9 protein-coding genes are annotated in these 12,326 nt (G+C 47.9%); all 9 read left to right on the plus strand.

From position 1 onward, the window contains the following. The first annotated feature begins 112 nt into the window (after nt 1–112). The 9 genes from NC99_RS10110 (at nt 113) to NC99_RS10150 (ending at nt 12,288) form a co-directional block, all read left to right on the plus strand. A complete protein-coding gene (locus NC99_RS10110; RefSeq protein ID WP_053183209.1) occupies nt 113–3,172 on the plus strand; it encodes a glycosyltransferase family 117 protein in 3,060 nt (1,019 codons plus the stop codon). Next, nucleotides 3,172–3,804, plus strand: coding sequence for a polysaccharide deacetylase family protein (locus tag NC99_RS10115; RefSeq protein ID WP_053183212.1), 633 nt, complete (start codon nt 3,172–3,174; stop codon nt 3,802–3,804). Before NC99_RS10110 ends, NC99_RS10115 begins: the two co-directional genes overlap by 1 nt. 26 nt (nt 3,805–3,830) lie before the next feature. Then, nucleotides 3,831–5,102, plus strand: a complete 1,272-nt coding sequence (gene purD / locus NC99_RS10120) for a phosphoribosylamine--glycine ligase (RefSeq protein ID WP_239684433.1) — start codon at nt 3,831–3,833, stop codon at nt 5,100–5,102. Nucleotides 5,103–5,166: 64 nt separating this feature from the next. After that, the gene (locus NC99_RS10125) at nt 5,167–6,153 is read left to right on the plus strand and encodes a DUF6427 family protein (RefSeq protein ID WP_053183215.1); all 987 of its coding nucleotides are present in this window, start codon (nt 5,167–5,169) and stop codon (nt 6,151–6,153) included. A gap of 277 nt (nt 6,154–6,430) precedes the next feature. Next, nucleotides 6,431–7,156, plus strand: coding sequence for an ABC transporter ATP-binding protein (locus NC99_RS10130; protein WP_053183257.1), 726 nt, complete (start codon nt 6,431–6,433; stop codon nt 7,154–7,156). A 9-nt stretch (nt 7,157–7,165) separates the two neighbouring features. Next, nucleotides 7,166–8,416: an ABC transporter permease gene (locus NC99_RS10135; RefSeq protein ID WP_053183218.1), complete on the plus strand. Its 1,251-nt coding sequence runs from the start codon at nt 7,166–7,168 to the stop codon at nt 8,414–8,416. 15 nt (nt 8,417–8,431) lie between these two features. After that, on the plus strand, nt 8,432–9,694 hold the full coding sequence (locus NC99_RS10140; RefSeq protein ID WP_053183221.1) for an ABC transporter permease: 1,263 nt from the start codon (nt 8,432–8,434) through the stop codon (nt 9,692–9,694). A gap of 69 nt (nt 9,695–9,763) precedes the next feature. Next, the gene (locus NC99_RS10145) at nt 9,764–10,891 is read left to right on the plus strand and encodes an efflux RND transporter periplasmic adaptor subunit (protein WP_082326415.1); all 1,128 of its coding nucleotides are present in this window, start codon (nt 9,764–9,766) and stop codon (nt 10,889–10,891) included. A gap of 62 nt (nt 10,892–10,953) precedes the next feature. Next, on the plus strand, nt 10,954–12,288 hold the full coding sequence (locus NC99_RS10150) for a TolC family protein (protein WP_162231197.1): 1,335 nt from the start codon (nt 10,954–10,956) through the stop codon (nt 12,286–12,288). The last annotated feature ends 38 nt before the right edge of the window (nt 12,289–12,326 follow it).

A 12,326-nucleotide genomic window follows, 5' to 3' on the forward strand; every position in this document is an offset into this window, starting at 1 on the left:
AACAAGCCCTGCTGACAGGCTGTTAAAAACGTTTAATTTCAATTTCCGATTAGTCTTGGTTCAAAGAATATATTATCTTCGCAAACATAAAAAAATATTGAATTTTAAGCGGATGAAAAACTATAAGTTCATTAACACGGTTGCAGGCTGGCTGGTCTTTTTAGTGGCAGCCGTTGTTTATTTAATGACGATTGAACCGACCACCAGTTTCTGGGACTGCGGCGAATTTATTACCACTTCGTACAAACTGGAAGTTGGACACCCCCCGGGCGCACCGTTCTTTATGATTTTGGGTCGTTTTTTTACGCTGTTTGCCGATTCGTCGGGCGCAGCCATGATGATCAATGCTCTCTCGGCTTTGGCCAGCGCTTTCACCATCCTGTTTTTGTACTGGACCATCACCCACCTGGCCCAAAAACTGGTGAACACGGAAAATGGATTTAGTTCTGGGCAAGGAATCGCCATTATTGGAAGCGGTATCGTAGGTGCTTTAGCTTATACTTTTTCAGATACGTTCTGGTTCTCGGCTGTCGAAGGCGAAGTTTACGCCACCTCATCTCTCATTACAGCTATCGTTTTCTGGGCTATTCTGAAATGGGAAAACGTAGCCGACCAGCCACACGCCAACCGCTGGATCATTCTGATTGCCTACCTGATGGGACTTTCCATTGGCGTTCACCTGTTAAACCTGTTAGCTATTCCAGCCATTGTATTCGTTTATTATTACAAGAAATATAAGGTTACCCGAAACGGAATTTTGGCCAGTCTCGCGGTTTCCTTGGTGCTGCTGGGTGTCATCATGTACGGCATCATTCCGGGCGTGATCACCATTGCCTCCTGGTTTGAACTGATGTTTGTCAATGGCTTTGGGCTGCCATTTAATACTGGTGCTGTTATTTACGCCCTTCTGCTTATTGGCCTGATTATCTATGGCATTCATTACACCACCAAAAAGAAACTGGTGCTGTGGAACACAGTATTGGTGGCATTTACGGTTATTGTCATTGGGTATTCTTCATTTGCCATGATCGTCATCCGCTCATCGGCCAACACACCCATGGACCAAAACAGCCCCGACAATGTATTCTCACTATTGGGATACCTGAACCGCGAACAATATGGCGACCGCCCTTTGGTAAACGGCCAGTATTACAACACACCGCTCGATCCGCAAACACCGTACGTACAGGGCAAACCCTATTACATTCAAAAAGACGGGAAATATGTGGCTTCCGACTATCGTCAAAAACCACAATACGACTCGCGTTTCACCACATTTTTCCCACGGATGTACAGCAGCCAGGCCCAGCATATTCAGGATTACCAAAGCTGGGCAGGCATCGAAGGAAGAACGGTTCGAATTACCAACCGGCAAGGTGAGCAGGAAACCATCAAGCTGCCAACTTTTGGAGAAAACCTGCAATTTTTCATTCGCTATCAGGTGACTCACATGTACCTGCGCTACTTTATGTGGAACTTTGCGGGACGGCAAAATGACACCCAGGGGCACGGTGACGTGCTCAGCGGCAACTGGCTCAGTGGCATTAATTTCATTGATTCGGCACGCCTGGGCGACCAAACCAATTTACCCGATGTTTATGCCAACAACAAAGCACGGAATACCTATTATTTTCTACCCTTGCTGCTTGGACTGTTAGGAGCATTTTTTCACTACCAACGCGATAAAAAAGACATGTGGGTGGTCTCTCTCCTATTTATCATGACCGGCCTGGCCATTGTGGTTTACCTGAACCAATATCCGCACCAGCCCCGCGAGCGGGATTATGCCTATGCCGGATCGTTTTATGCCTTTGCCATTTGGATTGGACTTGGGGTGATTGGCCTGGTGGAAAGCTTGAAAAAATGGATGCCCGAAACCGTCAGTGCGGTCGCGGTTTCAGCGGTTAGCCTACTACTGGTACCCGGCATTATGGCCAGCGAAAACTGGGACGATCATGACCGTTCGGGCAGATACACCGCCCGCGATTTCGGTGCCAACTACCTGAACAGCTGCGAACCCAATGGCATCATTTTCACCAACGGCGACAACGACACCTTCCCGCTGTGGTACAACCAGGAAGTGGAAGGCGTACGCACCGACATGCGCGTGTGTAACCTAAGCTACCTCCAAACCGACTGGTACATTGACCAAATGCGGAGCAAAGCCTACGAATCGGATCCGCTGCCCATTACATTCACCGAAGACCAGTATGTTCAAGGCAACCGCGATGTGGTTTACCTGATGGAAGACCCACGAATCAAAGGTGCTGTCGACCTGAAAAAAGCCCTCGACTTTGTGAAAGACGAAAACCCCAGAACCAAACTCACACAGGCCGACAACGCTTCCTATATTCCTTCAAAACGTTTATTTCTGAAGGTGGACAAGGAAGCAGTGATTCGAAATAAAGTCGTTCCCGAATCGCAGTATGATGCGATTGTCGATACCATTTTTATCGACTTCGGCAACAAAAGCTACATCACCAAGGACGAGCTGATGGTGCTGGACATGATTGCCCACTCGAACTGGGAACGCCCCATCTATTATGCGATTACTGTTGGTAGAGACAAATACCTGGGCTTGCAGGATTATTTTCAGCTCGACGGTTTTGCCTACCGGTTTACGCCGGTGAAAACCGCGCAATCAGGCATGTACTTCGGCAGCGTGAACACCGACCGGATGTACCAGCACATGATGCACGATTTTAAATGGGGAAACATGAATGATCCGGATGTTTACATCGACGAAAACAACCAGCGTATGATGATGAACATCCGCAACAATTTCAACCGCCTGGCCGAAAGCTTGGTGCTGGAAGGAAAGAAAGACTCGGCCATTCAGGTGCTGGATAGAAGCATGGAACTGATTCCACACGAAGTAGTTCCCTACAACTATTTTTCGTTGCAGCTGGCCGAAAATTACCTGGCTGCCGGCGATCTGGAAAAAGGCCGGGACGTGATGCTCGATATTTACAACTCGTACCAACAGGAAATGGATTACTTTCTTTCGCTCGATCCCAGGTTCCTGGTTTCCATCGATGAGGAGATTCAGCGAATCATGTATTTCCTGCGCGAAATGAGCGTGATCACCAGCGAATACGAATCGGACGATTTGTCGAAAGAAATTACGGCCAGTTTTAACCAATATTTTCAAGCGTATAGCACGTTCAACTAATGCTCCGATTTGATCCGAGAATAAGGCTTCCGAAGGTCGCGACCCGATTTTTCCCCAACGCATTATGGCGTTTGCCGGGAGATAAAAAACAGGTTGCGCTGACTTTTGATGACGGCCCGGTTCCGGAAGTTACGCCGTGGGTATTGAAGTTGCTGAAAGAAGAAAATATCAAAGCTTGCTTTTTCTGCGTGGGCGAAAATGTGAAGCGCCATCCCGAAGTTTACCGGCAAATTCTTGCCAACGGACACCAGGTTGGCAACCATACCTTCAACCATTTGCAAGGCTTAAAAACAAAGGACGAAGATTTTTTTGCCAATATTGAAAAAGCGGCAAAGTATGTTGACTCGAGATTTATGCGACCACCTCACGGATGGATGCGAAAATCGCAGTACCGGAAGCTGGTTGAAAAATACCAGGTGGTGATGTGGGATTTGATCAGCCGGGATTACATCACGAAAGTGAGCCCCGACGCTGTGGTATCAAACGTGATGAACTTCGTACGTCCGGGATCAATTATCATTTTTCATGATTCTGTAAAAGCACAGAAAAATCTGAAACCGGCCTTACCGGTTGTCATTAAAAAATTAAAACAAAAAGGATATCAGTTTACCTTGCTACCCGAAGAAGGATAAGCAACAAACAGACAAATAATAAGATCATGTTGAATATTTTACTCATTGGATCAGGAGGAAGAGAACATGCCATGGCATGGAAAATCAAGCAGTCGAAGAAAGTCAACCAACTATACATTGCTCCTGGAAATGCGGGAACGGCAGCTGTTGGCGAAAATATTGCTGTTGGCGTTTCTGATTTTGAAGGACTCAAAAAAGTCGTGCTCGAAAAAGCCATCAACCTCGTTGTCGTAGGTCCCGAGGTTCCGCTGGTTGAAGGCTTGCATGATTTTTTCCTGGCCGATGACCAACTGAAAAACATCCGCGTGGTTGGCCCGCAAAAAGCCGGCGCCTTGCTCGAAGGCTCCAAAGATTTCTCCAAGGAATTTATGGCCCGCCACAACATTCCAACCGCAAAATACCAAACCGTGACAGCCGCTACGCTGGAGCAGGGCGTGGCTTTCCTGAAAACGATGCAGGCGCCTTACGTGCTCAAAGCTGACGGCCTGGCCGCCGGAAAAGGGGTGCTGATCATCGACAATTTAGCCGAAGCCGAAGCCGCACTGAAAACCATGCTTGATGGCCAATTTGGACAGGCCAGCAGCAAAGTGGTGATCGAAGAATTTTTGTCGGGCGTGGAACTGTCTGTCTTTGCCATTACCGACGGAAAAGATTACCAAATATTACCCGAAGCCAAAGACTACAAACGCATTGGCGAGGGCGACACCGGCCTCAACACAGGCGGAATGGGTGCCATCAGCCCAGTGCCGTTTGCCGATGCCGACTTCATGAAAAAAATTGAAGACCGCATCATTAAACCAACCGTTGACGGCTTGCAAAAGGACAACATCCCCTACAATGGGTTCATCTTTTTCGGACTAATCAATTGCGGTGGCGAACCTTATGTCATTGAATACAACGTGCGGATGGGCGACCCCGAAACCGAAGCGGTCATGCTGCGTGTCAAGTCCGACTTTGTAGATTTGCTGGAAGCAGCAGCCGATGGCACCATGGGACAACAAAGCATTGAAATTGACGAACGCACAGCCGTCACGGTCATGCTGGTTTCGGGAGGCTACCCCGGATCATACGACAATGGTAAGGTCATGACTGGTTTTGAGCAAGTGCAGGACAGCATTCTCTTTCATGCCGGAACCAAACCCTCCGGGCAACAGGTGGTCACTGCCGGAGGACGCGTGATCGCCATCAGCTCCTATGGTTCTTCCATGCACGAAGCGCTGGCTCAATCTTACGCCAATGCCGAAAAAATTGATTTCGATGGAAAATACTACCGGAAAGACCTCGGATTTGACCTGTAAAAAACATCCGGCAATTCAGCAATAAGCCAATTCGAAAACGCGGACCACGAATCACGCACCAGCTATGATACTCAGGATACTCAAAACCAACCAGGCGTACCATTTCATCCTCATTCCACTGATGATTGCAGGATTGTGGTTTCGTTCCTACATTTATCCTGACTTTTTCCCTTTTTTTGAAGGTGAAAATGACATGTTCCTTTACCAGCTTGTGAATCGATGGTTTGGCCAATCGGCACTGGCCGGCAACTTGTTGTCGATGGTTTTCGTGATCGTTCTGGCATTTTTAATCTTGAAGTTGAACACGGAATATGCCTTTATTCGTGTGCGAACCTTTTTACCTTCAAATATTTTTGTCCTGATTTTGGGAGGATTGTTGACCCTGCACACGCTTCACCCGGTCTATTTTGCCTTGCTGTTTCTTCTACTTTGTGTCGATCGGATTTTCCAATCTTACGAACTGGAAAAATTTCATGCAAGCGCATTCGAAGCCGGATTTTTTATCGGATTGGGCTCTTTGTTTTATTTCCCACTAATCTTCTTCTTTCCAATCATCTGGATCGGTTTTCTGCTCATTAACAAACGCCTGCAATGGCGCAATTTTGTGCTCCCGCTCCTTGGCCTGTTCGTTCCATGGCTTTTTACCTGGTCGTATTATTATCTCACCAACCAGCTGCCGGTTTTTGTTGATACCATCATTCTCAATGTTGAAACCGACAATCGTTTCTTCGGCGGAAACCGGCCACTGCAAATGTACCTGGCCTATTTGGTACTGGTCAGTTTGCTCGGAAGTCTGTTCTTGCTAAACCAGTACGACGAAAAAAAAATCAGCACGCGAAAGAACTTCCAGATCTTCTTTCTCATCCTGCTGACCGCCGTGATCCTGCTGATCTTTATTCCCGCCGTATCGCAGGAAATCGTCATCATCATGGCGCTTCCGCTCACCTACCTCATTTCGAACTACCTGATTTTTATGAAACGAAAAGTGTGGGGCAACCTGTTCATTTATCTGTTTATCGCACTCATTATCTTCATGCAATTGGTGCACTGAAAACAATTCGTTTAACGCACCATTCCTTCCTTCTGCCCTCTTCACGCGTAACCGGCCAACTTTAAAAAAATATAAAATCGTTGCGATTGTTGTAACGTCTGCTTGGTCTGTTCGTCCTAGTTAAGAATTCACTGTCCTGATTTTTTCGGAAAACAGTTGCAGATCAGAAATTGACCATTGACATGGAAAATTCTGCCGTTTATCGAAAAAATTTCTGAAACACCCCGGGAATTCGTCAATTTTGATTGCAGAAAGCCAAACAGAAAACAAGAAAACAATGATTACACTAAACAACATTCACAAATCCTATGTGATGGGCAGCAGCAAGCTCCATGTGTTGAAAGGCATTGACCTGGACATTGAGCAAGGCGAATTTGTTTCCATCATGGGCTCATCGGGCTCCGGAAAATCGACCTTACTCAACATTTTGGGCATGCTCGACAACTACGACGACGGCTCCTACCATCTGGACAACCGCCTGATTGCCGACATGAGCGAGAAGAAAGCAGCCCAGCTCCGCAACGAAATGGTCGGTTTCGTGTTCCAGTCTTTCAACCTGATTTCGTTCAAAAATGCCATGGAAAATGTGGCACTTCCGCTTTATTACAAAGGTGTAAACCGCAAAAAGCGCAACGCCATTGCCATGGAATACCTCGAAAAACTGGGACTGGCACCCTGGGCCAGCCATATGCCCAACGAAATGTCGGGCGGTCAAAAACAGCGGGTAGCCATTGCCCGGGCGCTGATTTCGCAACCCAAAATTATTTTGGCCGACGAGCCAACCGGAGCCCTGGACACCACCACCTCCTATGAAGTGATGGAAATTTTGAAGGAAATCAATGAGGCTGGCATCACGGTCATTATTGTCACGCACGAGCACGACATTGCGGCCATGACCCAAAAGGTCGTCCGGCTGAAAGATGGCCGAATCGACGAGATTATCCGTAACGGCGAACTCAAAGCCTTTCGGCATACCTACACCAAAGAATTGGAAACAGCCTAAACCCGACCCATGTTTGATCTCGATAAATGGCAGGAAATTCTGTCCACCATCAAAAAGAACAAGATGCGAACCTTCCTCACTGGCTTTTCCGTGGCCTGGGGAATTTTTATGTTGATGATTTTGCTGGGCTCCGGCAACGGACTGAGCAATGGGGTGGCGGCCAATTTCATGAACGATGCGGTGAATGCCATGTGGATCTGGACCGGAGAAACGACCATTGCCCATCAGGGACTCAAGCCGGGACGACCAATCCAGTTTCGCAACGATGATTATGACCTTATCGAAAAGCTCCCGGGGGTGGAGTCCGCTTCCGGACGCTATTTTATGGGTAACACCCGTTATTCCTACGAAAATGAATCAGGCGAATACACCACCGTGACCTGCCACCCGGAGTTAAACGACGTGGAAAAGATGGAGCTGATCGAAGGCCGTTTTATCAACGAGGTGGACATTTTGCAAGACCGGAAAGTGGTGGTCATCGGAAAAGACATCCACACCGCCCTTTTCAAGGAGAAACCAGCGCTGGGCGAATATGTCAGAATCAACAATGTCCCGTTCAAGGTAGTCGGTGTTTGCATTGAGCCGGGTTCCACCCGAAACCGCAATGCCTATATGCCGGTGTCCACGGCTCAAAAAGTGTTTAACGGCTCCAACCGCCTGCACAACTTTGCCCTGACCATCGATGGAAAAACCCTACAGGAAAGCCAGGAAATTGAAGAACGCATTCGCAATACTTTTGCCCGCAAACACCGTTTCGACGTAACCGACGAAAGTGCCCTGGGCATGTACAACAAGCTGGAAAACTACATCCAAACCATGCGGATTTTTCAGGCCATTAAAATCTTCATCTGGATTATCGGTATCGGAACCTTGATTGCAGGCATTGTTGGGGTGAGCAACATCATGCTCATCGTTGTGAAAGAACGCACCAAGGAAATCGGCATCCGCAAAGCCATTGGCGCCAGCCCCGCCTCGGTGGTCGGCCTCATTTTGCTCGAGTCAATTTTGATTACTACCGTAGCCGGATACATTGGACTGGTGCTGGGAACCGGATTAATGGAGCTGATCAACTATTCGATGGTTCAATCGGCTGGCGATGCCGCCCAGCAAGGCGAAACCGTATTTTTAAATCCAACGGTTGACTTTGGCGTGGCTGTTGCCGCCACCCTGCTGCTGGTGGTGGCCGGAACGCTTGCCGGATACATTCCGGCCAAACGGGCTGCCAGCATTAAACCCATTGTTGCCTTGCGCGATGAATAACAAAAAAACGACATCATGTTAGACCTTGATCTTTGGAAAGAAATATTAAGCGCCCTGAAGCAAAACCGCATGCGCAGCTTCATGACTGCCTTTGGCGTGTTCTGGGGAATCTTCATGCTCATCATCATGTCCGGTGCCGGGCGTGCGCTGGAAAATGGCGTATTGGACGGCGTGAAAGCCTTTGCCACCAACTCGGCTTTCTTTTGGACCGAGCGGACCAGCATCCCCTACGAGGGTTTTCAGCGCGGCCGCCGCTGGATTTACGACAACCAGGACATCGAATACATCCGACAGAATGTGAAAGAAATTGAATACCTCTCGCCCCGCCTATTCGGCTGGCAACAGGGGGGCGATAATACGGTTCGTGGCGAGCGCACTGGTTCTTTTAATATTTTTGGCGACTATCCCGACTACTTTAAGATTGATGGCTGGACACCCGTGAAAGGCCGCCTGATGAATGAGATTGATGTGCGACAAAAACGCAAAGTCTGTGTGATTGGTGAGCGCGTGGAAGAAATGATGTTTGCCAAAGACGAAGATCCCATTGGCCAGTATTTGAAAATCAGTGGTGTTTACTTTCAGGTGGTTGGTGTCATCCATCCCGAAACACGCATCAACATTGGCGGTGGCAAGAAAGAGGAAACCATCATCATCCCGTTTTCAACCATGCAAACGGCTTACAATTATGGCGACGAAATTCATTTTTTCTCGGTCACTGCCAACAAAGGCACCAGCGTCAGCGAGCTGGAAGAAAAACTGAAACGCATTTTGAAAGAACGGCACAAAATTGCACCCGACGATATGCAGGCCATCGGGTCGTTCAATATTGAAGCCGAGTTTAAAAAATTCTCCGCCTTATTCTTTGGCATCCAGGCCCTGACCTGGATTGTGGGAATTGGCACCTTGATGGCCGGCGTGATTGGGGTGAGCAACATCATGCTGGTGATTATTAAGGAGCGAACCCAGGAAATTGGCATTCAGCGGGCGATTGGAGCCACACCCGGCAAAATCATGCTGCACATCATCGCCGAAAGCGTGTTCCTGACCGTGATGGCCGGATACATCGGCCTGTCGCTGGGCGTGGGGCTGCTCGAAGTGCTGAACCAAATTTTGCTTGCAGCCGGCGATGAAGTCTTCTTCCGCAACCCGGAAGTCAACCTGACCATGGCGCTGTCGGCCTTGGCTGTGCTGGTGTTCTCCGGCGCTTTTGCCGGATTTATCCCTGCCCGGCGGGCCATCAAAATAAAACCCATTGATGCGCTGCGCGATGAAGGATAGCGAACGTAGGAAAATACGAAGTCACGAACTTTGAAACAGAAAACAGAAACAATAATAAAACCAACAGCGATGAAAAAGATTTTTAGAATTTTAGGAATAGCCCTTTTGGTGGCGGTATTTGGGGGAACCATTTATTTCCTCTATACGAAATCAAAAAAAACACCCGATCTATTTGAAACCAAAGCACCCTTTGTGAGCAATGTGATTCGTAAAACAGTGGCTACCGGCTCGGTGGTTCCCCGTCAGGAAATTGAGATCAAACCTCAGGTATCCGGCATCATCGATGAGATTTACATCCGGGCAGGCGAATTTGTCACCAAAGACCAGGTGATTGCCAAAATCAAGATCATTCCCGACATGGTGAACCTGAATGCCGCTGAATCGCGGGTAAAACGCGCCAACATCAATTTTGAGGATGCCAAGACTGACTATGAGCGTCAGCAAAAATTATTCGATACCGATGTGATTTCGTACGAAGAATTTAAAAACGCCAAGGTCGCTTACGACTCGGCCAAGGAAGAGTTGGCTGCTGCCGAAAACAACCTCGAACTAATAAAACACGGGGTGACCAAAAAAGCGGAAACGGCCACCAACACCCTGGTTCGCTCTACCATCAACGGTATGGTACTTGATGTTCCTGTTGAAGTAGGGAACTCGGTCATCCAGTCCAACACCTTCAACGAAGGTACCTCCATCGCTTCGATTGCCGACATGCAGGACATGATTTTTGAAGGCAAGGTGGACGAAACCGAAGTCGGAAAAATTAAGGAAGGCATGCCCATTGAGCTGGAGATTGGCGCCATTGAGAAGGAAAAATTTCAGGCCATTCTCGAATACATTTCACCCAAAGGTGTTGAAGAAAACGGCGCCATCCAGTTTGAAATTAAAGCCGATGTCTCACTGAAAGACAACCAGTTTATCCGCGCCGGATACAGCGCCAACGCCAGCATTGTGCTCGAACGCAAAGACAGCGTGCTGGTCATTCCCGAAGGCATGCTGAAATTTGAAAACGACTCGGCCTTTGTGGAAGTACTGGTCAACGAAACCGAACACCTGTTTGAGAAACGCAAGGTAGAAACCGGCATTTCCGATGGTATCAACATTGAAGTGGTTTCGGGAATCGGCAAAGACGAAAAAGTGAAAGGTGATAAAATTGATCCGAAGAAACTGAAAGAAACTGAAAATAACCAAGGCTAATCCGGCTCAAATTCAAACGAATGACTAAATTAGCTCCGTTCAAAAAACAAAAAATAATGACCATGAAGCATTTATTTCAGCTTGCTGCCATTCTGATGCTTGCGTTTTCCGGAACACTCCAGGCCCAGCAAACCTGGGACTTGCAAAAGTGTATCAACTACGCCCTCGAAAACAACATCCAGATCAGGCAACAAAGCATCAATACCGATTACTACGGAAATGAGTTGCAACAAGCCAAAAACAACCGGCTGCCATCGCTCAACGGCGGACTGTCGAACAGCTTTAACTTTGGCCGCTCGCTGCAATACGACAATACCTACGCCGACTACAACTCGAACCAAACCGGTGGTAACCTGAGCGCCAACATGACCTTGTGGAATGGATTCATCCTGCAAAAATCAATTAACAAGGCCGACCTGGACCTGAAAGCCGCTTTGTCCGATCTGCAAAAAGCCAAGGACGACATTATGCTGTACATTGCCGCGGCTTACCTCGAAATTTTGTTTACGCAGGAATTGGTACAAGTGGCCGAAGATCAAATGGCAGTCACAAAAATGCAGATTGACCGCACCAACAAGTTGGTCGAAGCCGGAAGCCTGGCCAAGGGCAGCCTGCTCGAAATTGAAGCCCAGCTGGCCAGCGAAGAGCTGAACCTGGTAAACCAGCAAAACGCCCTGCAACTGGCCTATCTGAACTTGTACCAACTGCTGGAACTGCCCGCCACCGAACAATTTAAAATTGAAGATCCCGTATTGCCGGTGGTCAAAGCCAATGGCACTTTACTCAATTCGATGGATATTTTCCGCACCGCCGTGGGATTTCGTCCCGAAGTGAAAAGCGCCGAGTACCGTTTGGGAAGCTACAAGGAACAAGTGGCCATTGCCAAGGGAAACCTCTACCCCAGCCTCACCATTGGCGCCGATTACTACAACTCGTACAACAACAAATACGAAGATTTTAATGGCGATAAAATTCCGTTTAGCGACCAGCTGAAATCGAACGAGCGCTATGGTGTTGGCGTCAATTTGAGTATCCCGATTTTCAGAAAAGGCCAGGTTCGTACGCAAATTAAAAATGCCGAATTGCAGGTGATGAACCAGGAACTGGAATTGCAAAGCACCAAAAATGTGCTTCGCAAAGACATTGAGCAGGCTTATACCAATGCCGTAGCGGCCCTAAAAAAGTACATGGCCAGTAACAAAGCCGTTGAATCGATGCAGGAAGCCTTTCGTTATACCGAAGAAAAATTTAACGTGGGCATGGTCAACACAGTCGAATACAACCAGTCGAAAAATAACCTGGCCCGGGCCAAAAGCGATCTGGCACAAGCCAAGTACGATTACATTTTCCGCACCAAAATACTCGATTTCTACAACGGCGAAACCATTGACTTGTAGCTTGCAAGCAATCAAGCCGCAATTATAAAAAAGGATCC

Origin of the sequence: Sunxiuqinia dokdonensis, assembly GCF_001270965.1 — a bacterium.
In the GTDB taxonomy this organism is placed as follows: domain Bacteria; phylum Bacteroidota; class Bacteroidia; order Bacteroidales; family Prolixibacteraceae; genus Sunxiuqinia; species Sunxiuqinia dokdonensis.

Bases quoted from the DNA above. Each gene is read 5' to 3' on its own strand.
- NC99_RS10110 (WP_053183209.1), top strand. From the start codon at position 113: ATGAAAAACTATAAGTTCATTAACACGGTTGCAGGCTGGCTGGTCTTT.
- NC99_RS10115 (WP_053183212.1), top strand. From the start codon at position 3,172: ATGCTCCGATTTGATCCGAGAATAAGGCTTCCGAAGGTCGCGACCCGA.
- purD (WP_239684433.1), top strand. From the start codon at position 3,831: ATGTTGAATATTTTACTCATTGGATCAGGAGGAAGAGAACATGCCATG.
- NC99_RS10125 (WP_053183215.1), top strand. From the start codon at position 5,167: ATGATACTCAGGATACTCAAAACCAACCAGGCGTACCATTTCATCCTC.
- NC99_RS10130 (WP_053183257.1), top strand. From the start codon at position 6,431: ATGATTACACTAAACAACATTCACAAATCCTATGTGATGGGCAGCAGC.
- NC99_RS10135 (WP_053183218.1), top strand. From the start codon at position 7,166: ATGTTTGATCTCGATAAATGGCAGGAAATTCTGTCCACCATCAAAAAG.
- NC99_RS10140 (WP_053183221.1), top strand. From the start codon at position 8,432: ATGTTAGACCTTGATCTTTGGAAAGAAATATTAAGCGCCCTGAAGCAA.
- NC99_RS10145 (WP_082326415.1), top strand. From the start codon at position 9,764: ATGAAAAAGATTTTTAGAATTTTAGGAATAGCCCTTTTGGTGGCGGTA.
- NC99_RS10150 (WP_162231197.1), top strand. From the start codon at position 10,954: ATGAAGCATTTATTTCAGCTTGCTGCCATTCTGATGCTTGCGTTTTCC.